The organism is Spongiactinospora sp. TRM90649 (assembly GCF_029382225.1).
GTDB lineage: Bacteria > Actinomycetota > Actinomycetes > Streptosporangiales > Streptosporangiaceae > Spongiactinospora.
The window spans coordinates 202,857-228,502 of sequence record NZ_JARLTC010000011.1; the positions used below are offsets into that span (position 1 = coordinate 202,857).

General features: G+C 70.8%; 24 protein-coding genes. 17 read left to right on the forward strand and 7 right to left on the reverse strand.

Features of this window, described 5'->3' with window-relative positions; all coding sequences use genetic code 11:
* Positions 1-64 precede the first annotated feature (64 nt).
* Positions 65-427 carry a hypothetical protein gene (locus tag P3X83_RS15965; RefSeq protein WP_277305845.1) on the forward strand — a complete coding sequence of 121 codons (363 nt, stop codon included), beginning with the start codon at positions 65-67 and terminating at the stop codon, positions 425-427.
* Between the two features lie 10 nt (positions 428-437).
* The gene (locus P3X83_RS15970; RefSeq protein ID WP_277305846.1) at positions 438-1,067 is read left to right on the forward strand and encodes an MOSC domain-containing protein; all 630 of its coding nucleotides are present in this window, start codon (positions 438-440) and stop codon (positions 1,065-1,067) included.
* A gap of 103 nt (positions 1,068-1,170) precedes the next feature.
* Here the strand turns inward: P3X83_RS15970 and P3X83_RS15975 are convergent, their stop codons facing one another.
* A complete protein-coding gene (locus P3X83_RS15975; protein ID WP_277305847.1) occupies positions 1,171-2,457 on the reverse strand; it encodes a glycoside hydrolase family 18 protein in 1,287 nt (428 codons plus the stop codon).
* A 1,439-nt stretch (positions 2,458-3,896) separates the two neighbouring features.
* Here P3X83_RS15975 and P3X83_RS15980 point away from each other — a divergent pair.
* Together P3X83_RS15980 and P3X83_RS15985 are read left to right on the forward strand one after the other, a co-directional pair.
* A complete protein-coding gene (locus tag P3X83_RS15980) occupies positions 3,897-4,577 on the forward strand; it encodes a hypothetical protein (RefSeq protein ID WP_277305848.1) in 681 nt (226 codons plus the stop codon).
* Positions 4,578-4,678: 101 nt separating this feature from the next.
* A complete protein-coding gene (locus tag P3X83_RS15985) occupies positions 4,679-5,527 on the forward strand; it encodes an SRPBCC family protein (protein ID WP_277305849.1) in 849 nt (282 codons plus the stop codon).
* Between the two features lie 21 nt (positions 5,528-5,548).
* Here the strand turns inward: P3X83_RS15985 and P3X83_RS15990 are convergent, their stop codons facing one another.
* Together P3X83_RS15990 and P3X83_RS15995 are read right to left on the reverse strand one after the other, a co-directional pair.
* A complete protein-coding gene (locus P3X83_RS15990) occupies positions 5,549-5,902 on the reverse strand; it encodes a hypothetical protein (RefSeq protein WP_277305850.1) in 354 nt (117 codons plus the stop codon).
* Complete coding sequence (locus tag P3X83_RS15995) at positions 5,899-7,953, reverse strand: hypothetical protein (protein WP_277305851.1); 2,055 nt, start codon at positions 7,951-7,953, stop codon at positions 5,899-5,901. The genes P3X83_RS15990 and P3X83_RS15995 overlap by 4 nt, the downstream gene beginning before the upstream one ends.
* Positions 7,954-8,105: 152 nt before the next feature.
* On the opposite strand from P3X83_RS15995, the gene hemW reads away from it, so the two are divergent.
* Complete coding sequence (hemW, locus tag P3X83_RS16000) at positions 8,106-9,338, forward strand: radical SAM family heme chaperone HemW (protein ID WP_277305852.1); 1,233 nt, start codon at positions 8,106-8,108, stop codon at positions 9,336-9,338.
* Between the two features lie 9 nt (positions 9,339-9,347).
* Here the strand turns inward: hemW and P3X83_RS16005 are convergent, their stop codons facing one another.
* Positions 9,348-10,085, reverse strand: coding sequence for a DUF4870 domain-containing protein (locus P3X83_RS16005; protein WP_277305853.1), 738 nt, complete (start codon positions 10,083-10,085; stop codon positions 9,348-9,350).
* A gap of 54 nt (positions 10,086-10,139) precedes the next feature.
* Positions 10,140-10,958 (reverse strand): DUF3097 domain-containing protein, encoded by an 819-nt coding sequence (locus P3X83_RS16010; protein WP_277305854.1) that lies wholly within the window; start codon positions 10,956-10,958, stop codon positions 10,140-10,142.
* A gap of 222 nt (positions 10,959-11,180) precedes the next feature.
* On the opposite strand from P3X83_RS16010, the gene hrcA reads away from it, so the two are divergent.
* From hrcA to P3X83_RS16025, 3 genes are read left to right on the forward strand one after another with little or no spacing between them, the layout of a single operon-like run.
* On the forward strand, positions 11,181-12,194 hold the full coding sequence (hrcA, locus tag P3X83_RS16015) for a heat-inducible transcriptional repressor HrcA (RefSeq protein ID WP_277305855.1): 1,014 nt from the start codon (positions 11,181-11,183) through the stop codon (positions 12,192-12,194).
* 21 nt (positions 12,195-12,215) lie between these two features.
* The gene (gene dnaJ / locus P3X83_RS16020) at positions 12,216-13,349 is read left to right on the forward strand and encodes a molecular chaperone DnaJ (RefSeq protein ID WP_277305856.1); all 1,134 of its coding nucleotides are present in this window, start codon (positions 12,216-12,218) and stop codon (positions 13,347-13,349) included.
* A gap of 7 nt (positions 13,350-13,356) precedes the next feature.
* Positions 13,357-14,088 (forward strand): 16S rRNA (uracil(1498)-N(3))-methyltransferase, encoded by a 732-nt coding sequence (locus P3X83_RS16025; protein ID WP_277305857.1) that lies wholly within the window; start codon positions 13,357-13,359, stop codon positions 14,086-14,088.
* Between the two features lie 36 nt (positions 14,089-14,124).
* Here the strand turns inward: P3X83_RS16025 and P3X83_RS16030 are convergent, their stop codons facing one another.
* Both P3X83_RS16030 and P3X83_RS16035 read right to left on the reverse strand, forming a co-directional pair.
* Entirely contained in the window at positions 14,125-14,838 is a 714-nt protein-coding gene (locus P3X83_RS16030; protein ID WP_277305858.1) for a hypothetical protein, read from the reverse strand.
* Positions 14,835-15,314 (reverse strand): SigE family RNA polymerase sigma factor, encoded by a 480-nt coding sequence (locus P3X83_RS16035; RefSeq protein WP_111170496.1) that lies wholly within the window; start codon positions 15,312-15,314, stop codon positions 14,835-14,837. The genes P3X83_RS16030 and P3X83_RS16035 overlap by 4 nt, the downstream gene beginning before the upstream one ends.
* A 277-nt stretch (positions 15,315-15,591) precedes the next feature.
* Here P3X83_RS16035 and P3X83_RS16040 point away from each other — a divergent pair, with 277 nt between their 5' ends.
* From P3X83_RS16040 to P3X83_RS16080, 9 genes are all read left to right on the forward strand, one after another.
* Positions 15,592-15,939, forward strand: a complete 348-nt coding sequence (locus tag P3X83_RS16040) for a histidine triad nucleotide-binding protein (RefSeq protein ID WP_277305859.1) — start codon at positions 15,592-15,594, stop codon at positions 15,937-15,939.
* 184 nt (positions 15,940-16,123) lie between these two features.
* On the forward strand, positions 16,124-17,179 hold the full coding sequence (locus P3X83_RS16045; protein WP_277305860.1) for a PhoH family protein: 1,056 nt from the start codon (positions 16,124-16,126) through the stop codon (positions 17,177-17,179).
* Positions 17,179-17,658, forward strand: coding sequence for an rRNA maturation RNase YbeY (gene ybeY / locus P3X83_RS16050; RefSeq protein WP_277305861.1), 480 nt, complete (start codon positions 17,179-17,181; stop codon positions 17,656-17,658). Before P3X83_RS16045 ends, ybeY begins: the two co-directional genes overlap by 1 nt.
* A complete protein-coding gene (locus P3X83_RS16055) occupies positions 17,655-18,959 on the forward strand; it encodes a hemolysin family protein (protein ID WP_277305862.1) in 1,305 nt (434 codons plus the stop codon). The genes ybeY and P3X83_RS16055 overlap by 4 nt, the downstream gene beginning before the upstream one ends.
* Before the next feature lie 359 nt (positions 18,960-19,318).
* The gene (locus tag P3X83_RS16060) at positions 19,319-20,044 is read left to right on the forward strand and encodes a hypothetical protein (RefSeq protein ID WP_277305863.1); all 726 of its coding nucleotides are present in this window, start codon (positions 19,319-19,321) and stop codon (positions 20,042-20,044) included.
* 9 nt (positions 20,045-20,053) lie between these two features.
* Positions 20,054-20,383 (forward strand): cytidine deaminase, encoded by a 330-nt coding sequence (locus P3X83_RS16065; RefSeq protein WP_277305864.1) that lies wholly within the window; start codon positions 20,054-20,056, stop codon positions 20,381-20,383.
* Positions 20,380-21,291, forward strand: a complete 912-nt coding sequence (gene era, locus P3X83_RS16070; RefSeq protein ID WP_277305865.1) for a GTPase Era — start codon at positions 20,380-20,382, stop codon at positions 21,289-21,291. Before P3X83_RS16065 ends, era begins: the two co-directional genes overlap by 4 nt.
* A 1,025-nt stretch (positions 21,292-22,316) precedes the next feature.
* On the forward strand, positions 22,317-24,740 hold the full coding sequence (locus P3X83_RS16075) for a lamin tail domain-containing protein (protein ID WP_277305866.1): 2,424 nt from the start codon (positions 22,317-22,319) through the stop codon (positions 24,738-24,740).
* Positions 24,741-25,444: 704 nt separating this feature from the next.
* Complete coding sequence (locus P3X83_RS16080) at positions 25,445-25,603, forward strand: hypothetical protein (protein WP_277305867.1); 159 nt, start codon at positions 25,445-25,447, stop codon at positions 25,601-25,603.
* Positions 25,604-25,646: the final 43 nt, after the last annotated feature.

Consider the following 25,646-nt stretch of genomic DNA (forward strand, 5'->3'; position numbering starts at 1 on the left):
GGGAAATTGTCAGTGTCATGTCATAGCGTTTGATCGAACTTGTGTGCGAACGGGAGGTTCGGTTGTGGCTGAGGAAGGTCAGGCGGTCCTTGCACACCCGGAGCGGTTCGTGCGGGCCGCGATGCTGGGGAGCGCGATGGCCGCGGAGATCCAGCGGATCCTGCGCGATCATGTCAAGCTCACCGAGGTCGCGCCCGACGGCACGATCCTGGTCGAGGTGCCCTATCCCGACTCGACGGTGCTCTACGCCGTCCTCGATGCCGCCGCGGCGTGCTTCGGCGGCGAAGGACCGGGGGAGGGCTCGCCGGAGGAGGCGCGTCAGGCGATGGTCGAGCCGGTGCTCCAGCTCGCGTCGCTGCTGCCCGCGCAGGGCGGGCGCGCGCCGTCCGCCGATAACGGCTGGCCCGAGCCGCCGGACGTCGGCTAGCGTCGGCCGCATGCGCGTTGTCTCGGTGAACGTCGGCCGGGTGGCCGACGCCGAATGGGCGGGTGCGCCCGGGCGGACGGCGATCGACAAGTCGCCCGTGACCGGGCCGACACACGTCGGCGAATACGGCCTGCAGGGTGACGAACAGGGCGACACCGCCAGCCATGGCGGTCTCGACCAGGCGGTCTACGCCTACGCCCGCGAAGACTACGAGTGGTGGGAGCGCGAACTCGGCCGCGACCTGCGTGATGGGAGGTTCGGCGAGAACCTCACCACCGAGGGTCCCGACCTCACCGGCGCGCTGCTCGGCGAGCGGTGGCGGGCGGGCGGCGCGCTGATCGAGGTGACGGCCCCGCGCGTGCCGTGCGTGACGTTCCGCAACTGGATGGACGAACCCGGCTGGGTCAAGCGCTTCACCGCTGCGGGGCGTGTCGGCGCCTACTTCCGTGTGCTCGCCGAGGGCGAGGTCCAGGCCGGCGACCCGATCGAGATCGTCCACCGCCCCGAGGAGGGCGTCACCATCGCCGAGGCGTTCCGCGCCTACCACGGCGACAAGGACCTGTTGCGGCGCGTGCTGGACGTACCGGGGCGGAGCGACAAATGGGACCGCGTCGCCCAGCGCGTCCTCGGCGCCGCCTGAGCGGGAGATCCGGGGTGAAACGGTGAGGAAAGGTGAAACGGGCGGGGGCGCGCACTGACCCCAGGACACGCGACCCCGCCCGGTCTGGTGGGACGGCCTCCGCTTAGCGGAGAACCCGGTAGAGAGCCGAGGTGAGCGATGCCTTCTCGTCGTCCTGGTCGAGAGACCACATCATCGAGCCACCGAGGCCCTTGGCCCTGATGTAGAGGGCCTTCTGGGTGAGCGAGACCGGGTCGTCGTACGACCAGAACTCGTTACCGTCGTACATCCACAGCGCGCCGGTGCGCAGGTCTCGGTAGCGCTTGCCAGGCTTGCCCTTGAGGAGCTTGTAGTCCTCGGAGCCCGCGGCGAACTTGCCGGGAGCCGGGCCGGTGGCGGGCTGCCACAGGCCGTCGCCGCCCTTGACGCCGGTCCAGCCGTGGCCGTAGGCGGGCACGCCGACGACGATCTTCCGACGCGGGGCGCCCCGGTCGATGAAGTCGCGCACCGTCTGGTCCACGCTGAAGCGGACCGGGTACGGGTCGCGCTTGTCGGTGTACAGGTTGCCGTTGTGGCCGGTCTTCGCGTCCCAGGGGCCGTGCAGGTCGTAGCCCTGGACGGTGGCGAAGTCGAGCTCCTTGAAGACCTTGGGGACCTCGATCCCCGGGTCGATCTTGGAGGCCGCGGCCGGCAGGAAGGCGGTGATCTGCGCGCGCCGGTTGTAGGCGTTCATCTGCTTGCGCAGCTCGGCCAGGAACAGGCTGAAGTTCGGCTTGTCCTCGGGCCGGACCACGTTGCCCACCTCGCCGGGCGAGCCGGGCCACTCCCAGTCCAGGTCGATGCCGTCGAAGATGCCCGCGGCGGCGCCCGGCGGCAGGTCGGGCAGGTTGCCCTTGAGCCACAGGTCGATGCAGGAGGACGCGAACTTGGTGCGGGCCTCCGGCGTCAGCACCGCGTCGGAGAAGTACTTGGAGAGGGTCCAGCCGCCGAGGGAGATCAGGATCTTCAGGTTGGGGTTGCGGGCCTTGAGCTTCCTCAACTGGTTGAGGTTGCCCTTGATCACCTGGTTCTCGGCGTCGGCCTTGCCGTCCACGCTCTGCTCGGCGGGCACGGGGCGCTGCCAGTCGGCCCAGGGGTCGGAGGACTTGCAGACACCCTGTGCGGTGACGTCGCTGAACGCGTAGTTGATATGGGTGAGCTTGCGCGGGGCGCCGCTCGCCTCAAGGTCCTTGACGTGGTAGTTGCGCTCGTAGACGCCCCACTGCACGAAGTAGCCGACGCGCTTGAAGCGGTCGTCGTGCGAGGGGCGGTCGCGGTCGAGCGATTGAGCCTGGGCCGGCAGGGCCACGGCCGTCGCGGCTAGGGCGACGGCCGAGGCGGTGGCGGCGATGTACCTTCCGAGTCTGACCACGTGAACTCCACGGCTGGGGGGTGGTGGAATGCGCTGCGGACTTGACGGCAACTTATAGGAAACTTTCCTTAAAGATGTTCCGGATCGTAGAACCGCGCGCACGCCGAGTCAACGGTGGCGGGGAATTATTCCGCCGCCGAACGGGCCCGCTCGGTTAACCTCGCGGTAGGTGGTCGGCGAGGGCTGCGGGTGCCGGCGTCCTGAAGGTACGGTTACACGGGTGCTTTCCTCCCGGCGGGCGGGTCATCGGGCCCGGCCGCCGACGGCTGGAGGTGGGGCTGCGGATGGACGACCAGCGTGCGTGCCGGAGATGCGGGGTGCATGTCGGAGATCTCGGACGGTGTCCCAGATGTGGCACACCGGCCGAGTCCTCTGCAACCGACCCGCCGTCCGGGCCTTCGGGCGGCTGGGGCGCGTCCGGCACGCCACCCCAGCGCGCCGAGGGCGCCGTCCCCCGGCCCCAGAGCTTCGGCTCCTCCTCGCCCGAGTCGTCGTCACCCTCCCCGCCACCGGGCCGTCCCGACGCCCGCCCACCGCGCCCCCGCCACGCCTTCCCGTACGGCAGGCACTCCCGCCCCACCGGCGAGGAGCCCGCCGAGTCGTCCGAGTCCGCTGAGACCACCCGCCGTGTCCGCCCCGAGGCCACCCACTACGAGCCCGGCGGCTGGCCCGTCCTCCCCGAAGCCCCCTCCGCCCCGAACCCCCCGGACGACCGCACCGCCCGCTCCAGCGAATACGGCGGAGCCTTCGGCCCCACCGACCCAGGCGCCCTCGGCCGCGGCGGATTCAAATGGCCCAGCGAATCGGAGGGCCCGGGCGGCGGAGCAGAGGCGTCGCCAGGTTCCCCATGGCCCAGCGGCCGAGGCGCACCAGTCGGCCCCACCGCCCCGTCCGCCTCCGGCCCGACGTGGGTCGGTGGATCGGAGGACGCGGCGGGCGGGGCAGGGGCTTCGGCTGGGCCTGCGTGGTCGGGCGCGGCGGGCGCATCGGGTGGCCCCGGGGCGGCCGGTCCGTCCTCTACCGCCTCTTCCAGTGGCCCCGAGGGGCGCTGGCCCGCTTCTGGCCCCTTAGGCGCTGTGGGCCGTTCTGAGGGGGCCTCCGGCTCGGCCGACCCTGGGCGGCGGGAGGGGGGCGGGTCTGGCCCGACGTTGGTCGGTGGGGCCGCATGGGCTGGGGGCTCGGGGCCTTCGGGTGGTCCCGGCTCGGTGGATCCGGGTTCTCCCTCCTCTTCTGGTTCCCTCGGTCCGCCCGCCGGGGCGTGGGGCGAGAGGCCCGCGGCTACGGCGTTCTTTGGGGAGCCTGCGCCTGGGGGCGGGGAGGCTTATGGGGGGCTTGGGGAGGGCGGAGGGGCTTGGCGTGAGCCGGGGCGTTCTGGGGAGACCGAGGTCTGGTCTGGGGGTGGGAACGGCGGTGACGAGCCGCGCGGGCGTGGCAGGCGGGTGCTCTGGCCTGTCGTCGCGGCCGTGATGGCGGCCGTGGTCACGGCCGGGGTGATGTGGTTCGTGATGCGCGGGAACACCCCCGGCACGACGCCCGTCAGCGCGCCGTCCACATCGACCGGGCAGGACTCCACGGGCACCGGTTCCGGTGAGCCGGGGGAGACCGGGGAGCCGACGGAGGGCGCGTCCGATGAGCCCACCGCGGACCCCGAGGAGTCGGGCGGTACCGGCGGCGGGGCGAAGGAGCAGGCGCAGGCCGTCGACGACCTGCTGTCCGACAGCGGAGGCGCGCGGTCGGGGCTCGGCCCCGCGCTCACCAGCCTGCGCGAGTGCAGTGACACCGACTCCGCGATCAGTACCGTCCAGCGGGTCACCGACGCCCGCCGCGAGCAGGTCGAGAAGATCGGCTCCCTCCAGGTCGACGCCTTCACCGACGGCGAGGGCATCAAGGAGCGCCTCACCAGCGCCCTGCAGGCGTCGCTCGACGCCGACGAGAGCTTCCTGACCTGGGGCCGCCGCCGGGCCGGTGACTGCGACTCCGACTGGACCGGCGATCCCGACTACCAGAGCGGCCTGTCGTCCTCCACCAAGGCGACCAGCGCGAAGGAGGAGTTCCTCGCGCTGTGGAACCCGGTGGCCGAGGAGCACGGCCTGCCGACGCGGGCCCCGCACGAGATCTGATCCACCCCGCCACCTGGGGTGACCTTCCCGGCGATATTGACAAATGACACTTTTATGTAAAGAGTGATTTTCTCAAAAGGTGTTTCGAGGAGGAGCGAACGGTGACCGAACCGCTGACGATGACCGCCCGCGTGCCGGCGCCCATCAAGGAGGTACGGCACGCGCTCACCGACCCCGAGGCGATGCGGGTCTGGCTGGCCGAGTACGCGGACGTCGAGCTGCCGGACCGTTACCACTTCTGGGGCCGCTACACCCCCGAGGGCGACGCCCCCCACCAGACGCTGACCCGGGCCGACGACAACGGCCTGCGGTTCACGTGGCTGCTCGACGGCGAGGAGACCACGGCCGAGATCGGCCTTGCCGAGGAGACCGCTGAGTCCACCCTCCTCACGCTCACCCAGACCCACTTCGACTTCCAGGACGTGATCACCGGCAGGAGCATCCGGGGCGTCCTGCAGACCTTCTGGGCGCTGGCGATCGCCAACCTGGTCGCCCACCTGGAAGGCGACGAGCCCATCAAGGTCGACTTCACCTCCGCCGAGCTGCGGGCCGAGGCGCTGATCGCCGCGCCGGTGAGCGCGGTCTACGACTCGCTGATCGACTCCGAGAAGACCACCGCCTGGTTCGGCATGCCGATCGGGATCGAGCCCCATGTCGGCGGCCGGTACGCGATGGGCGGGCTCGACGCCGACCCCGACCCGGCCAGGATCCTCGACCTGGTCCCCGACGAGCGGCTGACCATCGACTGGGGCGCCGGCTTCGGGGTCTCCACCTGGGAGCTCGCCGGGTCGGGCGGCAAGACCAGGCTCACCCTCGTGCAGAGCGGGTTCGACACGCGGCGCCCGCCGTACCCGGGCTGGACCGGTATCGTGAGCGGCCTGGCCGAGTTGCGCCGCTTCCACGAGGCGCCCGGCTGGACCCCGGTCTGGATCGCCCCCGAGGCCGCGTAGCCGCACGCGGCCCCGACGTGATCAGTTCAGGATGAGCGCGGCCAGGGCGCCGACCGCCTGGGTGAGGGTCGTCACGGCCGTGACGCGGCGCGTCATCCGATCCAGGGAGTCGGACAGGAAGTCGGCGTCGGGGTCGTCCTCGGCCAGCTCGGCCTCGATCCGGTCGGCCTCTCGCAGCGCGGGCCGTGCCTGGTCGCCGAGTTCGGCGCGGTGCTCCTCGACCAGCTCGCGAATCCGGGCGAGCAGCCGGGCGACGTCGTCCTCGCTCGCCCGGCTCGCGCCGATGTACTGCTCGGCTCGCGCGTTCGCGCCGACCGCCATCGGCCCCTGCACGTTGCCGCCGCTGATCTGGATGCCCTTGTTGACCTCGGTCACTTCCCGCCCCCGCCCTGCTGTGCCTGCCCGTGCTGGTGCTGCCTGGCCGAGGCGTGGGAGCCGGCCGCGACCGGGCCGCTCACGTTGCCGCCGGAGATGATGGCGCCGTTGTTGATCAGCATCGTGGCCTGGTCGCGGAAGCCCGCCGTGTCGATGTCGCGGGCCTCCAGGTAGTCGAGCACCGCTTCGGTCAGCCGCTGCTCGATCAGCTTGGTGTACTTGTCGGCGTCCAGGACCTGCATGAACCGGTCGACTCTGGGCGCGGCGCCCATCTCGCGGACGCTCTCCCGGGCGCCGAAGGGATAGACCAGGTAGCGGGCCGGGTTGCGCTGCCGGATCCCGCGCACGGCGTTCCGGCAGACCGTGCTGACCAGCCGCGCGGGCCCGAACAGCACGTCGGCCACCAGGTCGTACGGCGACGCCTTGGCCGCCCGCCACACCACGATCGGCCGGGGCAGCGAGGGCAGCATGTCGATCACGTGGAAGTCGGCCCTGACCGGGGGCAGCAGCGTGACCACGAGCTGCGTGTAGAGCATCCGCCCCTCGACCGCCAGGTGGATGAACGCGGACACCACGATCTCGCGGTCCTCGGCGGGGGAGAGCAGCAGGTCGTGGGCGCTCCTGATCTCCTGGCCCTCGACGTTGACGGTGACCCGCTGGTAGTGGCGGACGCCGCCCTGCGGATGCCTGGTCACCGCGTCGATGGTGTCCTTCGGTGCCTCGTAGTGCGGCATCCCGGTGTCGGAGTCGATCAGCGGGTGGCTGTGCGCGGGGGTGTTCCAGTCGCGGGCCCTGGCGTCGGGCCAGTCGCGGCGGGTGAAGGTGCCTCGCACGGCCAGGTGGTCGGTGATGTGGAGCCCTTCGACGCGCTGCGCGGGGTCGCCCACGGCGTCGCGCATCTGGTGCAGGCGGTCGCGCACGAAGTCGTGCAGGTCGACGCTGTCGATCTCGACCTGCTCCCTGCGTCTGGGGGCGCGCGGCCGGCGCAGGTCGGCTCCGGTGGGCTGTTTGCGGTCGAGTTCGACGGCGATGGACCAGGACCGCCGGATGTGGCCCGCGCCCACGAACGGGTTCTCGTCGCCGTAGAGGGTGATGTTGCCCCACTGCGCGCGGTTGATGTACTGCAGGCGATCGTCGTGCGGGGTGGTGTCGTCGGGGGCGGAGTCGTGCGCGCCGGGCTTCAGGCGCTCGGACAGCGTGAGGTACCACATCACGCGGTAGCCCAGCGCGACCACGAACGGCAGCGCGGCGATGAGGATCGGTATCGCCATCGTGCCGAGCCTCAGGGTTCCGGAGGTGTACTCACCGGTCAGCAGGTCGTACTCGCCGGCGAACAGGTCGGCCGCGAAGAGCGGCAGCACGACGAACATCACCGCCGCCGCCGTCAGGCCCCACAGCACGGCCTTGGTCAGGACGCCGCCCTGGCGAAGGCCGGGGAGGGTCCAGAGCGCGAGCGGGAGCAGGGTCAGCACGATCAGGATGGCGGGCGGCACGAACAGGCACAGCATCAGGAGCAGCGTGACGAAGACGTCGCGCAGCACGGTGAGCCGCTCGGCCCGCAGGCAGTGCGACAGCACGGGGATCAGATCGACGCCGCCGTAGGACGGCGCGACGGCGCGGTGCCGGTCGTCGAGCAGTTCGCGCAGCACGCGGTCGCGGAACCGCTGGTCGAGGTAGGCGCCCGCGCAGAGGTAGCGGGTGGCGTTTCGCAGCGGCGGCCCCCCGGGCGGCGGCAGCGGTGGCTGGTAGCCCGCCGCGCCGGCCTGTGGCGGTGCCCCCGGAGGCGCCCCCGGTGGTGGGGGATCGGCGGGCGGCCCGACGGGCGGTGCGGTGCGGGGCCGCGGCCCGGTGGGTGGTCCAGCGAAGGGCTGTGGCCCGGTGGGCGGCCCCGCGGGTGGTGCGGCGAGGGGCTGTGACCCGGCGTGGACGGCCCGCGTGGCCTCCCGCTCGTCGTCCTGCCCGGTCGCGGGCACGTGGGACTGCTGTGGTTCCTGAGGTGGCGCGGGTGGTTCCTGGGGCGGCGAGCCGCTCGCACTGTGGATCTCGTCCATCGGCGCTCCGTTGAGGGGTGCTCGTAGCATATCCCGGGCAGGTCGCCACAGAGAGTAGTGATTCACGATCCATGCCATTGCGGTTCGCCCCAAAAGCTGGAACGCCAAGCCGGACGGCCGACGCACTCGCCCGGTGACGGCAGACTGAAGGGGTGCCTGCCACCCTGCCCGACGGCGAAGCCGTGCCCGAGTCCGGCGAGCTGCCCGCGCCCGCGCTGCGCGGCCTCGGCTCCCGGCCGTTCGGCTTCTACGTGCACGTGCCGTTCTGCGTCACCCGCTGCGGCTACTGCGACTTCAACACCTACACCGGCGACGAGCTGGGGCCGGGCGCGTCTCCCCGCGACTACGCCGACACCGCCATCGCGGAGATCCGGATGGCGCGCCGGGTGCTCGAACGCTCCGGTGCCACGCCCCCGCGCGCCGAGACGGTGTTCGTCGGCGGCGGCACGCCCACCCTGCTCCCGCCCGGCGACCTGGTGCGGATCCTGCGCGCGATCGGCGACGAATTCGGGCTGGCCGAAGGGGCGGAGGTCACGACGGAGGCCAACCCCGAGTCGGTGGACGAGGCCGCGCTGGCCGTCCTGCGCGAGGGCGGCTTCACCCGGGTGAGCCTGGGCATGCAGAGCGCGGGCGAGCACGTGCTGCGGGTGCTGGACCGGCGGCACACGCCGGGGCGGGCCGCGCAGGCCGTACGCGAGGCGCACGCGGCCGGTTTCGAGCACGTCAACCTGGACCTCATCTACGGCACGCCCGGAGAGTCCGACGCCGACTGGCGCGGCTCGCTCGCGGCGGCGCTGGACGCCGGCCCCGACCACGTGTCGGCCTACTCGCTCATCGTGGAGGACGGCACCCGGCTCGCGGCCCGGATCCGGCGTGGCGAGCTGCCGATGCCCGACGACGACGTGGCCGCCGACCGCTACCTGATCGCCGACGAGATGCTCACCGCCGCCGGGCTGCGCTGGTACGAGGTGTCGAACTGGGCCGCCACCGAGGCGGCGCGGTGCAGGCACAATCTGCTCTACTGGACCGGCGGCGACTGGTGGGGCGTCGGCCCCGGCGCGCACAGCCACGTCGGCGGCACGCGCTGGTGGAACGTCAAGCACCCGGCCGCCTACTCGGCCCGCCTGGCCCAGGGTGTGTCGCCCGCGCACGCCCGCGAGGTGCTGTCGGAGCGGGACCGTGCGGTGGAGCGGCTGATGCTCCAGCTCAGGCTGGTCACCGGGCACCCGGTGGCAGAGGTCGACCCGGCCGCCCGCCCCGTGGTGGAGCGCGCGGCGGCCGACGGGCTGCTCGACGGAGAGGCGCTCGCCGGTGAGGACCGGATGGTCCTCACCCTTGGCGGGCGCCTCCTCGCCGACGGGCTGATCCGCGACCTGATGGTGTGAGCGCCCCGGTCAGGTGACCATGCGGATGTTGATCGGATACTGGTAGTCCTCGCCGCGGTAGGCGGCCATCGACGCCAGGATGACGAACACCAGGGCGCCGATCCACAGGGCGAGCATCAGGAACGCCCCGATGATGAAGAACGCCAGGATGAACGAGATGAACCAGCCGATGAGCAGCGTGAGCTGGAAGTTCAGGGCCTCGGCCGCCTGCCGCCGGACGTAGGGCGACTGGTCCTTCTTGATCAGGTAGACGATCAGCGGGCCGACGAACCAGGTCAGCAGGCCCAGCAGGTGGGCGAGCATGGCCATGGTGGTGTCGTCGGTGCCGGGCCGCGCGCCGTAGCCGTACGCGCCGTATCCGCCGCCGGGCTGTCCGTAACCCTGCTGCTGGCCGTATCCGCCGGGCTGTCCGTAACCCTGGCCATAGCCCTGCTGCTGGCCATAGCCGGGGGGCGCCTGGTTGTAGCCCTGAGCCTGGCCGTAGCCCTGCTGCTGGCCGTATCCCTGCTGGTCGTAACCGGGCTGCTGACCGTACGCCTGCTGCTGGCCGTAACCGGGCTGCTGGTCATAGCCGGGCTGCTGACCGTATCCCTGCTGGTCATAGCCGGGCTGCTGACCGTACGCCTGCTGCTGGCCGTAACCGGGCTGCTGCCCGTAGCCCTGCTGCTGGCCATGGCCGGACTGCTGCCCGTAGCCGGGCTGCTGCTCGCGCGGTGCGTCGCGCGGCTCGTCGGGGCGGTCGTTCATTCGGGGTCTCAACTCCTTGGAAGTCGTACACGTCTATCGCATCGGCCGGGCCCGCTAATCGTCTCCCGGAGTGGTGGTTACGAAGTCGATAAGTTCTTCGACCCTGCCCAGTAGTTCGGGCTCCAGGTCGGTGTAGGACGTCACCGATCCGAGGATGCGCCGCCAGGCTTCGGCGGGGTCGAGCCGCCACCCCAGGGCGGCGATCACCCCCTCCTTCCAGGGCGTGCCCCTCGGCACCTCGGGCCAGGCGCGGATGTTCACCGCCGCCGGTTTCACCGCCTGCCAGATGTCGATGTACGGATGCCCCACCACCAGCACGTCCGGTGAGGCGACCGCCGCCGCGACGCGGCTCTCCTTCGACCCCTTCACCAGGTGGTCCACCAGCACGCCGAGACGCCTGCCAGGCCCCGGCTCGAACTCCGCCACGATGTCGGGGAGGTGGTCGACGCCCTCCAGGTACTCCACGACCACGCCCTCCACCCGCAGGTCGTGGCCCCAGATCTGCTCGACCAAGGCGGCGTCGTGGACGCCCTCCACGTAGATGCGGCTCTCGCGGGCCACGCGCGCCCGAAGGCCCTGCACGGCGATCGACCCGGAGGCGCTGCGCTGGGGGGCGCCGCCCGGCGTGGCGGAGGGGCGCACCAGCGTCACCGGCTTGCCGTCCAGGAGGAAGCCCGCGGGCTCCAGCGGGAACACCCGGCGCCGCCCGAAGCGGTCCTCCAGCGTGACGGCCTCCTTGTCACAGGCCACCACCGCGCCGCAGAAGCCGCTGTCGGGGTCTTCCACCACCAGATCGCGCTCTGCCGGCACCTGGGGGATCCGACCCTTGTTCGGTCGTCGCCGGTCTCCGGCGAGCACGTCACGCCCGTACATGTCCGCCGACGCTAGCAAAGGGCGCGATCAATGGTCTTGCAGAACACTTGCAAGGTTCCGGAACGGCGGTCTCATCCGCCTACGCGACCGGGTCAGGGGATCTTACCCACCCGCTGTTATCGCACCCTGTGCACGGTGGCCGTACACTTGGCACTCGGGAACACAGAGTGCCAGCCCTGTCGTTTCTCAGTGAACGGACGCGGATCGCAGGGAGGTGGGCACATGGTCGACGACCGAAAGCTCGCGGTACTCCGTGCCATCGTCGAGGACTACGTGTCCACGAACGAGCCGGTGGGATCGAAGTCGCTGACCGAACGGCACAACCTCGGCGTCTCCCCGGCCACCGTCCGCAACGACATGGCGGCCCTGGAGGAGCTCGGTTACATCACCCAGCCGCACACCAGCGCGGGCCGGGTGCCCACCGACAAGGGCTACCGCCTGTTCGTCGATCGCCTCTCGCAGGTCAAGCCGTTGTCGTCGGCCGAGCGCAGGGCGATCGAGTCCTTCCTGGCCGGGGCCATCGACCTCGACGACGTGGTGACCCGCACGGTGCGGCTGCTGGCGCAGCTCACCCGCCAGGTCGCCGTGGTCCAGTACCCGGCGCTCACGCACTCGACGGTCCGCCACATCGAGCTGGTCCCGCTGGCCGAGCGGCGCGTGATGCTGGTGCTGATCACCAACACCGGCCGGGTCGAGCAGCGCGTCATCGAGCTGCCCGACGTGATCGACGACGCGCGCATCGCCCACCTGCGGGCCCTGCTCAACGCCTGCCTCGACGGCTGCGGCCTCGCCGAGGTGCCGGACACGGTGGCCGACCTCCCCGACCGGGTGCCGGCCGAGGACCGTTCGATCATCGTGACCATCCTGTCCGTGCTGCTGGAGACGCTCGTCGAGAGGCACGACGAGCGGATCGTGATCGCCGGAGCCGCCAACCTCGCCGCGGCCGATTTCACCATCGGCCTGCGTGAGGTACTGGAGGCGCTGGAGGAGCAGGTGGTGCTGATCCGCCTGCTCGGAGAGACCACCGATACTTCCGCGATAACCGTGCGGATCGGGTCGGAGAACCCTTATACCGGACTTCGTGGCACGTCGATCGTGGCGGCCGGATACGGCTCCGCCGACACGCAACTGGCCCGGCTCGGCGTGCTGGGCCCGACACGCATGGACTACCCCGTGACCATGGGCGCGGTCCGCGCGGTCGCCCGCTACGTCAGCCAGATACTGACTGCATCCTAAGAGGCCGAAGAGGTTCGATAAGTGGCTAAGAGCGACTACTACGGCACCCTCGGGGTTCGCCGTGACGCCAGCGCGGAAGAGATCAAGAAGGCCTACCGCAGGCTGGCGCGCGAGCTGCACCCCGACGTGAATCCCGACCCGGCCACCCAGGAGCGTTTCAAGGAGGTCACCCAGGCGTACGAGGTGCTGTCCGACCCGGGCAAGCGCCAGATGTACGACCTCGGGGCCGACCCCTACGCGGGCGCCGGGGCGGGGGCGGGGGGCTTCGGTGCCGGGTTCCCGTTCAGCGACATCATGGACGCCTTCTTCGGTTCCGCCGGCGGCGCGCGAGCGCCGCGCTCGCGGGCCCGGCGCGGGCGCAACGCCACCATCCGCGTGGAGCTCGACCTGCGCGAGGCGTGTTTCGGCACCACGCGGGAGCTGATGGTCGACACGGCCATCCTCTGCGAGGTGTGCCAGGGGTCCGGGGCGTCGGCGGGCACCCACCCCGACACCTGCGACATGTGCCAGGGGCGTGGCGAGGTGTCCCAGGTCACCCGCTCCTTCCTGGGCCAGGTCATGACCTCGCGGCCGTGCCCGCAGTGCGGGGGGTACGGCACGATCATCCGGCACCCCTGCCAGGAGTGCTCGGGCGACGGGCGGGTCCGCACCCGCCGTACGATCAAGGTCCGCATCCCGGCGGGCGTCGAGGACGGCACGCACATCCAGCTCGCCGGCGAGGGCGAGGTCGGCCCCGGCGGCGGCCCGCCCGGCGACCTCTTCCTGGAGATCGTCGAGAAGCCGCACGAGATATTCGAGCGGCGCGGCGACGACCTGCACTGCACGGTGTCGATCCCGATGACCGCGGCGTCGCTGGGCACCGTCCTCACCGTCGAGACCCTCGACGGCAAGGAGGAGCTCGACGTCCGGCCCGGCACGCAGTCCGGCCAGGTCATCCCCCTTTACGGCAAGGGCGTCCAGCGGCTCAACGAGACCGGCCGGGGCGACCTGCTGATCCACTTCAACGTCGAGACGCCCGCCCGCCTCGACCCCGAGCAGGAAGACCTGATGCGCGAGCTGGCCAGGCTGCGCGGCGAGGAGCGTCCCCCGGGCAAGTTCGCCCCGGGGCAGCAGGGCTTCTTCTCGCGGCTGCGAGACGCCTTCAACGGCCGCTGAGCGCCCGGTGACGGCTCCCGTCTTCATCGTGCCCGGCGAACTCCTCGCGGGCGACCCCATCGACCTCGGCGGCCAGGAGGGCCGCCACGCGGCCACCGTGCGGCGTCTGCGCGCCGGTGAGCGCGTGGACCTCACCGATGGCCGGGGCGGGGTCGCCGAGTGCGTGGTCGCCGATGTCCGCAAGGACGCGCTGCGCCTCGGCGTGCTGCGGCGCTACGAGGTGCCCGCGCCCGAACCGCGCCTGGTGGTCGTGCAGGGCCTGCCCAAGGGCGACCGCGGCGAGCTGGCGGTCGAGATGATGACCGAGGCCGGTGTCGACGTCATCGTGCCGTGGGCGGCGGCGCGGTGCGTCACCCGCTGGAAGGGCGACCGCGCGGACAAGTCCCTGGCCCGCTGGCGCGGCACCGCGCGGGAGGCGGGCAAGCAGTCGAGACGCTTCCGGCTGCCCGAGGTCACCGCGCTGACGGAGACGTCCGGGGTGGCCGCGCTGCTGACCGGCGCGGCGATGGCGGTGGTGCTGCACGAGGAGGCGGCCGAGCCGCTGTCCGGGATGAGACCGCCCGACACGGGAGACATCGTGGTCGTGGTCGGCCCGGAGGGCGGGATCAGCGAAGAGGAGATCGCCGCGTTCCGCGCGGCGGGGGCGCTGCCCGCGCTGCTCGGCCCGACGGTGCTGCGCACCTCCACGGCGGGCGTGGCCGCGGCGGCCGTGCTTCAGACGCGCACCGGCCGCTGGTGAGAGCGCCCCTCGGGCCCTCCATGCCGTTCGGGTCGTTCAGGTAGCGGGCGTGTTGGTGCCCGGCCCGCTGTTCAGCGGGCTGGGCACGCCCACCTCGGTGGGCGACGGGTCGGACGGCGGGCACTCCTCGACCGGGCAGGGCTCGCCCGACCCCGGCGGGATCGAGCTCTCGCTCGGCGACGGCTTCGCCGTGGGCTTAGGCCCGGTGCCGGAGGGGCACTCGCGCGCCTTGCCGGACGGCTCGGTCTGCTCGGTCTGCGACCTGGGCTCCGGCTCGACCGAACTCGGCTCGATCGACTGGTCGGCCGTCGGCGTGGGGCACGGGCCCTTGTCCGACGGCGTCGGCGACGCCTGCTTGGTCCTCTCCGTGGTCTTCTTGGCGTCAGGGGTGGACGGCGCGGCCTTGGAGACCGCCGGCGGGGCCGGCGGCACGCTCGTCGCCTGCGGCGGGGCGTTCGGCCCGCGCGAGGTGGCGTCGATCTCCGGCGCGGCGGTGTTCTGACCGACCAGGCCGACCGGGCTCTGGTCGTCGCCGCGGAACTGGGGCACCGCGATGATCACCGTCGCGGCGACCAGCACCGCGCCGGCCACCGAGGCGGCGGCACGCCACCAGAACAGCCCTTGGCCGCGCTTCTGCTCGATCCGGGCCCGGATGATCTCCAGACCGTCGGGGGAGGGAACGACCTCGTCCGCCTCCGCGCGAAGCACACGACGAAAGAGATCGTCGTACTCGTCGGGGGACTCGGTCATGACAGTTGCTCCAGGACGGTACGTAAGGCGGCCATGCCGCGGGCCGTGTGGCTCTTCACCGCGCCCTTGCTGATGCCCATCGCGTTCGCGATCTCAGCCTCGGACAGGTCACCGTAATACCGTAGAACCAGGGCCTCTCGCTGGCGGGTCGGGAGACTTCTCAGGGCCTCGATGACCGCTGTCCGCTCCAGCTCGCCGATGGCGCCGTTCTCCGCGCTGGGCGCGTCGGGCAGCCCCTTGGGGGCGTACTTCTCCACGACCGCGCGATGGCGCAGCACGGATCGCGATCTGTTGACGACCGATTGTCGCAGGTAGGCGAGTGCCTTGTCAGTGTCGCGAAGTCTGCGCCAAGCGCCATGGAGGGCGACGAAGGCGTCTTGAACCACTTCCTCCGCAGTGGCGTTGTCGCGGACCAGCAACACGGCGAGACGCACTAATGACCGATAGTGCGCGCTGTAAAGCGCGGTCACGGCCATGTCGGCGTCCCACCCGACGGGCACCGCCCCGAGCGACCTGTCGGCCACGAGGGTCTCGGTGGTCACATCAGTAGGACGCGTAGGTTTCGCGGAGGGTTTACTACGCTCATCCGGTTCATTGGGGGGCATGACCCAGTCGTGTCCTCGCCGGTGGCCTCGCCCGAGTGGTGTACTTACGTTGAAGTGTCGCACAGACACCATATCTGGGTGGATCTTTGCTCGCAGCCCGTGACTGATTACCGATTGGCAACGGCGCCTACCGCTAAGGTATGGCTCCGTGGAGACGGACTGCCTGTTCTGCAAGATCGTGGCCAAGGAGATCCCGGCGGAGATCGTCCATGAGACCGCGCGCACCCTGGCCTTTCGCGACATAAACCCCCAGGCTCCGACGCACGTCCTGGTGATCTCCAAGGGTCACTACGCCGACGCGGGGGCCGTGGCCGACGCCGACGACGGCCTGGCCGACGAGATCCTCAAGGCGGCCCGCTCGATCGCCGTCCAGGAGGGCGTGGCCGAGAGCGGCTACCGGGTGGTGTTCAACACGGGGCCCGCCGCCGGCCAGACCGTGTTCCACGTCCACGGGCACGTGCTCGGCGGGCGTGACCTCGGCTGGCCGCCGGGCTGAGGCCGCGCCGTCCGGGGCGGCGGTATCGGTATACCTAGCGACGTGCCGTCCGGCCATCGCGGCCCCGCATCGCCGCACGCGGCGGCGGCCGTAAACGGCTGAGCGCGAGGGGGGCCTTCCGGGCTACCATTACGTGAGAGAACCGTGTCCGAACCGGGAGGCGATCAGGCCGCGAGGCCTGCCCATGTCCGAGCTGAACGAATCACCATCGAAGAGCCCCGCATCGACCGTGGCCAAGACCCAGGCCAAGGTGGTCATCCCCGACGACTATGCGATGGTCGGACTCCTGGGATCGCGGGACGAACTGCTGAAGGTCATCGAAGGCGCGTTCCGCGCCGACATCCATGTCCGCGGCAACGAGATAACCATCACCGGCAGCCCCGAGGAGAGCGGCGCGGTCGTGCGCCTGTTCGAGGAGCTGATCGAGTTGTTGCGCGGTGGCATGCCGCTCACGGTCGACGCCGTGGAGCGCAGCATCGCGATGCTGCGGATGAGTTCCGACCGCCCTGCCGAGGTGCTCTCGCTGGACATCCTGTCCTCGCGCGGGCGCACCATCCGGCCCAAGACCGTCAACCAGAAGCGCTACGTCGACGCGATCGACAAGCACACGATCGTGTTCGGCATCGGCCCCGCCGGTACCGGCAAGACCTACCTGGCGATGGCCAAGGCCGTGAAGGCGCTGCAGAACAAGGACGTCAACCGGATCATCCTCACCCGCCCCGCGGTCGAGGCCGGAGAGCGGCTCGGATTCCTGCCGGGCACGCTCTACGAGAAGATCGATCCGTACCTGCGCCCACTGTACGACGCGCTGCACGACATGGTCGACCCCGACTCGATCCCGCGCCTGATGGCGGCGGGCACGATCGAGGTCGCGCCGCTCGCCTACATGCGCGGCCGTACGCTGAACGACGCCTTCATCATCCTGGACGAGGCGCAGAACACCTCGCCCGAGCAGATGAAGATGTTCCTGACGCGGCTCGGGTTCGGCTCCAAGATCGTCGTGACCGGCGACGTCACCCAGATCGACCTGCCGGGCAACACCGAAAGCGGCCTGAAGGTCGTGAGAGACATCCTGGACGGCATCGCCGACATTCACTTCAGCACGCTGACCAGCACCGACGTGGTGCGTCACCGGCTGGTGAGCGACATCGTCGACGCCTACGGACGTTACGACGCCCTCGTGCGCCGCGACGAACCCACATCGATCAAGGGCGGCAAGCGTCCGCCCCGGGGGCGATGATGAGCATCGAGGTGGCCAACGAGTCGGGCGTCGAGATCGACGAGTCCACGCTCGTCGATCTGGCCGGGCACGTGCTGGCGAAGATGGGCATCCACCCCCTCGCGGAGCTGTCCCTCGTCGTCGTCGATGAGGCGGCCATGACCGAGCTCCACGAGCGGTGGATGGGGGAACCGGGCCCGACCGACGTGCTGGCGTTCCCGATGGACGAGCTGCGTCCGGGCTCCGGCGGCGGGCGTCGAGACGACGACGCCGGAACCGACCCGGCCCTGCTCGGAGACGTGGTGCTGTGCCCGCAGGTGGCCGCCAAGCAGGCGGCCGAGGCCGGGCACGGCATGAAGGAGGAGCTGGAACTGCTGTGCACGCACGGCATCCTGCACCTGCTCGGTTACGACCACGCCGAGCCGGAGGAGCACGCCGAGATGTTCGGCTTACAGGATGAGCTCCTCAAATCGTGGCGGGAGGTGCGGCCGGAACGGTGAGTTCCGCCAACGTGTGGCTGTTGTCGGCCGCCGTGCTCGTCGTCATCGGCGGCCTGATCGCCAGTGCGGAGACCGCGCTGGCGCGGATCTCACGCGTGCGCGCGGACGAGTTCGTCCGCGACTCCCGGCGGGGCGCCGAACGCCTGCGGGCGATCGTCGCCGACCCGCCACGCTACCTCAACCTGCTGCTCCTGCTGCGGCTGAGCTGCGAGCTGGGTTCGACGGTGATCGCCACGCTGCTGTTCATCGACCTGATCGGTGACAAGGGCGCCGCCTACGCGGCCGCCGCGGCCAGCATGATCCTGGTCAGCTATGTGATCGTCGGTGTGTCGCCGCGAACCCTCGGCCGTCAGCACGCCGAGCCCATCGCGCTGGCCTCCGCGCCCCTCGTCTACGGCCTGACCCGCATCTTCGGCCCGCTGCCGCAGTTGCTCATCCTGCTCGGCAACGCGCTCACGCCCGGCAAGGGGTTCCGCGAGGGCCCGTTCACCTCCGAGGCCGAGCTGCGCGACCTGGTGGACCTGGCCGAGGAGCGGCGGGTCATCGAGCCCGACGAGCGCCAGATGATCCACTCGGTCTTCGAGCTGGGCGACACACTGGTCCGCGAGGTCATGGTGCCGCGCACCGACATGGTCTTCATCGAGCGCGGCAAGACGCTCGACCAGGCGCTCTCCCTGGCCCTGCGCAGCGGCTTCTCGCGCATCCCCGTGGTGGGCGAGAACGAGGACGACGTGATCGGCATCGCCTACCTCAAGGACATCGTGCGCCGCGTCCACGAGGCGGGCGAGGAGGGCGGCAGGCAGCGGATCGACGCGCTGATGCGCTCGGCGACCTACGTGCCGGAGAGCAAGCCGATCGACGAGCTGATGCGCGAGATGCAGGCCAGGCAGATCCACCTGGCCATCGTCATCGACGAGTACGGCGGCACGGCCGGCCTGGTCACCATCGAGGACGTTCTTGAGGAGATCGTCGGGGAGATCACCGACGAGTACGACCAGGAGGCGCCGCGCGTCGAGTCGCTGCCAGACGGCTCCGTGCGGGTGACCGCGCGCCTGCCGGTGAGCGACCTCGGCGAGCTGTTCGGCTGCGAGATCGACGTGGACGACGTGGAGACCGTGGGCGGACTGCTGGCCCACGCCCTCGGCCGGGTCCCGATCGCCGGTTCCGAGGCCGAGGTCGCCGGGCTGCTGCTGACCGCCGAGAGCCTGGCCGGGCGGCGCAACCGGATCAGTACGGTGGTGGTCCGCAGGGTCAGCCCGTCGCGGCCCGACCGGGTCGGAGCGGGCGCCGAGAAGGACTGAACCGGCCGGTCCCCGGCGGGGCGGCGGGCGTGGCAAGTCTCTTTCAAGCGTTCTGCAAGCAGGGTCCGCCATCCTGATGGTGCGACGCCCGCCAAGGCGGGTGACATGGGGATCCGGATCCGTCGGAAGGGGTTCGCGGCGGCAGGATTCCGGGGGGTCAGGGACGCGTCGCGGCCGCCGGCGGCCGTGACGCGGCTCAACGTGAAGGGTGTTCTCGCCCGCGACGGTGCGGGCGAGAACACCCTTTAGTGCTGTCTTGGGCACGATTGACGGAAATCCCAGGCTACCTGGTGAGGGGCGGCGATTGCCGACTTCGTCGCCGGGGAAGGACACCCGGCGGGGAATCCGGGGGGGTCATCGTGTTCGTCAAGTGCTGCTTCAGCAGGTGCGTGAACTGGTGGAACGCCGCCGGGCCGCCGTCCCGCACGGTAACGGTGGCCGTCGCCGCGCTCGTGTGCGTGCCGCTGGCCGGCTGCGGCACCGAGACGGCGATCTACGCCGATGTGTCGGCGGCGCGGGAACAGGCCCGGATCCGCGACCTGCTGCGCGACCTCCCCGACCTCCCAGAGGGATTCTCGCCGCGTCCGCGTGAGGGATGGAGCCCGCCGTTCCGGGCCGCCGACGCGAACTGCCGCACGGTCCTGGAAGCCGTCGCGGGGCGTCCGCCGCGGGCCAAGGAACTGCGCACCCACGCCGAGGCCACCTTCTACGGCGAGCGCGTCGGCGAACTGGGGGGCGCCAGCGTGGCCAGCTTCACCGCCGACGCCGCCGAGAGCTTCGACGCGCTGGGGGAGGCGCTCGACGGCTGCACGGGGGCCGTCCGCCGCAACCCCGGCGACGCCACCCTGCTCGTCCCCGCCGACCTGCCGCTCACCATCGGCGAACTGGAGTTGGGCGACGGCACCGCCGGCACCCGCCTGCACGGCAGACTGAACGGATACCCCTACGACATGCATCTGGTCTTCGTCCAGTCCGGGCGGACGCTGATCTCGGTCGTCCACGCCGCCATGGGAACCGCCGACGCCACTCGCACCGAGGGTCTGGCGCGAGCGGTGACGGCCAGGATGACCGGCGAGCCTGAGTAACCTAGACCCGTGACTGAGGCGACGCTCGACCCCGAGGACTCCAAGATCATTACGCTGGCCCGTGCCGCCCGTGCTCGCACCGGCGCCGCGCAGGGCGCCGCCGTACGCGACGAGACCGGACGCACCTACTCCGCCACCAGCGTGGCGCTCCCCTCGCTGACCCTGTCGGCCCTGCAGGTCGCCGTGGCCATGGCCGTCTCCAGCGGCGCCACCGCCCTGGAGGCCGCCGCCCTGGTGAGCGCCGGCGATGGCCCCAGCGACGCCGACCGCGCGGCGGTCGCCGACCTCGGCGCCGCCGCCACCCTGCTCATCGCCGGCCCCGACGGCGAACTGCGATGACCGGGCCCGCACCGGAGTTCCGCTCCGGCTTCGCCTGCTTCGTCGGGCGTCCCAACGTCGGCAAGTCCACACTGATGAACGCGCTGGTGGGCACCAAGGTCGCGATCACCTCGGCCAAGCCGCAGACCACCCGCCGGGTGATCCGGGGCATCGTGCACCGCCCCGACGCCCAGCTCGTCATCGTCGACACCCCCGGCCTGCACCGCCCCCGCACCCTGCTCGGCGAACGCCTGGACAGCTTGGTCCTGTCCACGCTCACCGAGGTCGACCTGATCGGCTTCTGCGTCCCGGCCACCGACCCCATCGGCAAGGGCGACCGGTTCATCGCCGACAAACTGGCCGCCGTCAAGAAGACCCCGGTGATCGCCGTCGTGACCAAATGCGACCTCGCCTCCCGCGAACAGGTCGCCAAGCAGCTCCTGGCTGTTTCGGCACTCGCGGAGTTCGCTGACATCGTCCCGGTTTCGGCGGTCTCCGGCGAACAGCTCGACACCCTCGCCGACGTCCTCGTCTCCCACCTCCCCGAGGGCCCGCCCCTGTACGCGGGAGGCGAGCTGACCGACGAGCCCGAACAGGTCCTCGTCGCCGAACTGATCCGCGAGGCCGCCCTCGAAGGCGTGCGCGACGAACTGCCGCACTCCATCGCCGTGGTCGTCGAGGAGATGCGCCCCAGGGAGGGGCGAGACGACCTGCTCGACGTCTACGCGGAGATGTACGTCGAACGCCCGTCCCAGAAGGCGATCGTCATCGGCCACCGCGGCGAACGCCTGAAGGACGTGGGCACCCGCGCCCGCAAACAGATCGAGGCCCTCCTCGGCACCCGCGTCTACCTCGACCTCCACATCAAGATCGCCAAAGACTGGCAACGAGACCCGAAACAACTCCGCCGCCTCGGTTTCTTCGACTAACCCCCGTTGCCTGTGTTGCCTGTGTTGCCTGTGCTCCCGGTACCGGGCTCTTCGTCGTACGGCGAGCCCGGTGCCGTCCGACCGCCGTTTCCACCTCTCCCCGGTGCCCGGCGCTTCTCAGGCGCGTCCCCGACTCGCCGTATCGGCACCGGCTGACACGGCGTACATCGCCGAGTGCCGCACACCGCCTCGGGCTTGGGGAGACCAGCGCACGGGCCGGGGCAGGGTTGCGCTGTCGCCCGACGCGCCGGTGGCCGGTGGCCGAGGCGGGTTGGCGCGCGCCCATTGCCGTCGCCATGCTCGAACGAGGTTCCTTAGGCCGGGTTCGCCTGACTGCCGGTGGCCGGTGGCCGGGGCACGCCGTCGCGTGCCCAAATCGGCCTCGCTGCGCTCGGACGATCTTCTGGGGTCGGGCTTCGCCCGACGCTGTCCCCGCCGGTGAATCGCCTGGATACGGCGACGAGTTGGAGACCGGCCCCTGGCCGTCAGCGGGCTTCACTCCGGCTGGCCGTTCCGGCTGACGCGTTCCCGCAGGTGAAGTGGCCTCCCACTTGGGTCGTTCCGCCCGCATGGGCCGGTGCCCTCGGGGACCGGCGGCTACCTCTCATGGCGAGTCTGGCGACTCCTCGCGATCTTCGCGGCTGAGGTTCAGTGGGGGTACGAGATCTGCCTCGCCGAACCCGCCCCGGCGACGGATGCCCCGTGGCATGGGATGGACATCCGGGGCCCCTCCGGTGGGTGTCGGCTTCGTGGGCCGCTGAGGTGGCGCGTCAACCTCTTCTCGCTCGCCGACGTTCTATCGGTGCTGGTCAGCCTCCATATAAACGCTGCCGGTAGGTCGGGAAGGCGTTTTCCCCAGCAAGATCGCGCTGACACTTCATGGAAAGACTCAATGAACATTTCCGTCAATTCGGCAAATAGGCGATAACGCTACTTTTTGAGCGATCCTCTGTAGCACCATGCTCCTGGGTAGACCCCTATCGATCTAGGAGCAAACGCCTGTGGCACTTCCCCGAGTACGCCGAATGATCTCGGCTGCGAGTCTGCCGCTGATGGTCGCGGCGACCATGGCGGCGTTACCCGGCAACGCGCGAGCCCTCTCGTCCGACGTCGTCATCTCCGCCGTGTACGGCGGCGGCGGCAACTCCGGAGCGGTCTTCAAGAACGACTACATAGAACTGGCCAACCTCACCGGCAACCCCATCAATGTCTCGGGCTGGAGTGTCCAGTACGCCTCGGCCGCGGGTGCCGTCTTCCAGATGACCAACCTGACCGGGAGCATCCCCGCGCACGGCAGGTACCTGATCCAGCAGGCCGCAGGCGCCGGTGGCAGCGTATCCCTGCCGACTCCGGACGCGCTTGGAACGATCCCGATGTCGGCCACCTCCGGTGTCGTCGCTCTGGTCACGGCCCAGATCCCGCTGGTGGGTTGCGGCATCTCCTGCTCGACCGCTCCGAACGTCAAGGACCTGGTCGGCTACGGCGCGACCGCGAACGTCGAGACGCTCGCCGCGCCCGGCCTCACCAACTCCACGGCCGCCGCCCGCTCCGGGTCGCTGACCGACACCGACAACAACTCGGCCGACTTCAGCTCAGGCGTGCCGAAGGTCACCAACTCCGCGGGCACGACGGTCAGCGCGGGCGACTCGCCGGACCCCGGCGATCCGACGCCTGGCAGCGTTCGCATCCACGACATCCAGGGCTCGGGCCGTATCTCCCCGATCGTCGGGCAGAGCGTCACGAATGTCCCGGGCATCGTCACGGCCGTCCGGGTGACCGGCAACTCGCGCGGTTTCTGGTTCCAGGACCCGAGCGTCGACGCCGACCCCCTCAGCAGCGAGGGCCTCTTCGTCTTCACCGGCTCGACGTCGCCGACGGTCGTCATCGGTGACTCCGTCCTGGTCAGCGGTCGCGTCACCGAGTACCGCCCGGCCGCGGGAGCGCAGGCTCTCACCGAGCTCGGCGGCACGATCAACGTCATCAAGCTGAGTGGTGGCAACCCGCTGCCCGCGGCCGTCCCGGTCGCCCTGCCCGACGCCTTCACCAAGAGCGGCGCCCTCGAAGCCCAGCCGATCGAGCCGTCCTCGTACGTGCTGGACTGGCTTGAGATCCACGAGGGCATGCGGGTCACCCTCGCCGAGGACACCCGCCTGATCAGCGCGGTCAACACGCAGTACTCCGAGCTGTGGGTGACGCTCAAGCCGGGGCAGAACCCGACCCCGCGCGGTGGGTCCGTCTACAAGGGCTACGACGATCCGAACAGTGGACGGCTGATGATCGTCGCGCTGAACGGGGCGCCCGCGGCCAACGTCGGCTCCACGCTGGCCGCCGGCACCACCGGACCGCTCGACTACCAGTCGTTCGGCGGCTACGTCGTGCAGGCCACGCAGCTCGGCACGATCACCGAGGGCGGGCTCAAGCGCCAGAAGGTGCTCCCGCCGAAGAAGCAGGGCGACCTGTCCGTCGCGACCTACAACGTCGAGAACCTCGCCGCCACCAACCCGGACGCCAAGTTCGCGCGGCTGGCGGAGGGGGTCGTCACCAGCCTCGGCAAGCCCGACATCCTCGCCCTGGAGGAGATCCAGGACAACAACGGCGCGACCAACAACGGCGTCGTGGCGGCCGACGAGACCCTCGCGAAGTTCATCGCGGCCATCCAGGCCGCGGGCGGTCCCACCTACGCCTGGCGCTCCATCAACCCGAACAACGGCACCGACGGTGGCGAGCCCGGCGGCAACATCCGCCAGGTGTTCCTGTTCAACCCCGCGCGTGTGACGTTCGTCGACCGCGCCGGCGGCGACGCCGACACAGCCGTCTCCGTCGTCCGCGAGCGGCCGACCAGCAACCAGATCTCCCTGTCGGTCTCACCCGGCCGGATCGACCCGACCAGCGACGCCTGGACCTCCAGCCGCAAGCCGCTCGTCGGCGAGTTCCTCTACGACGGCAACAAGCAGTTGTTCGTCATCGCCAACCACTTCAACTCCAAGGGCGGCGACTACCCGCTGACCGCGGCCGTGCAGCCGCCGGTCCGGGGCTCCGAGGTCCAGCGCCTCAAACAGGCCACCGAGGTCCGCGACTTCGTCCAGGACCTCTCCGACAAGAGCGCGGGCCGGGCCCGGGTGGTCGTCCTCGGCGACCTCAACGACTACCAGTTCAGCCCCGCCATTCAGACCATCACCGGCAACGGCACCCTCCTCAAGACACTGATCGACACCCTTCCCGCCGACGAGCGCTACAGCTACCTCTTCGACGGCAACTCCCAGGTCCTCGACCACATCCTCATCAGCCCCGCGATCAAGGGTTACTCCTACGGCGTCGTGCACATCAACGCCGAATTCTCCGACCGGGCCAGCGACCACGACCCGCAGATCGTCCGCATCCTCACCGGCTGCGGCTCGGACCCCCTCCCCACCCGCTGCCTCCCGGGCAGCCCGGTAGTAGACGAGTAACCCGGCAAAGGCGGTCGCGGGCGACTTCCCTGAGGTTGTCGTAGCGTCCGCCAGGTCGGTACGCGGGGTGGCGGGCACTGAGCCCGCCACCCCGCCAGTTCCGAAGCCATTGGATCGTCCGTCCGGCAGGGCTCGTGGTCACCGCACGGTGACGGGCACGCCTCCTCGGCCGAGAGCAGTCAGGCCGCGCCCTCGCGGGCGACGACGCCGAGCCGGGCGGCCAGGTCGATTGGGGCTGAGCGGGCCAGGCGTTCGCCTACCCTGGCGGCCCGGTGGGCGGGTGGTGCCCGTACGGCGTGCCAGTGGCGGCCATCGCACCCGCTTGGGCCGGTGCCGATGCGTGTTCAGGCCCAGGCGTGGACGCGGTGGCCTGTGGGGCTGGTTCCGGCACTGGAGCGGTGCAGTGCCGATGGGCTATCCCTGCGGCGATCTCAGACCATCTCGGCCCCGAGGACTTCGACGGGGCCACCATTGCTCCAGTTCCGGGCATCCGCATAGCCGGTGGCACCTTCAACGGCGGGGGCTCGAAGGGGTGGGTGCAACTGGGGTACAAGTGGGAGCGCAGCTCTTCGCAAGATCGTGTGGCCATGATCGGTGATGCGGCGGTGATCCTTCCGTGGGAGGACGGGGATCGACCGATCCTTACTCCGGCCCCGGAGGCTCCGCCGCCGTTGCACCGAACCCGATCACTGAGGAGTTGTGACATGGCCATTCGCATTGACGACCTGCGCGGCGACGCCGAGCTGCCCGACGACGCGCTGGACGCCGTTGTCGGCGGGCGTCCGCCGATGACCCCGCCGAGCCCGCGGGTCTGCACGTCGATCAACAACGGCCAGCCGGACACCTGCTGGGACTTCTCCTAAGCCCGGTGATCCATCCGGGTGGCGCTCCGGGGGCGCCACCCCT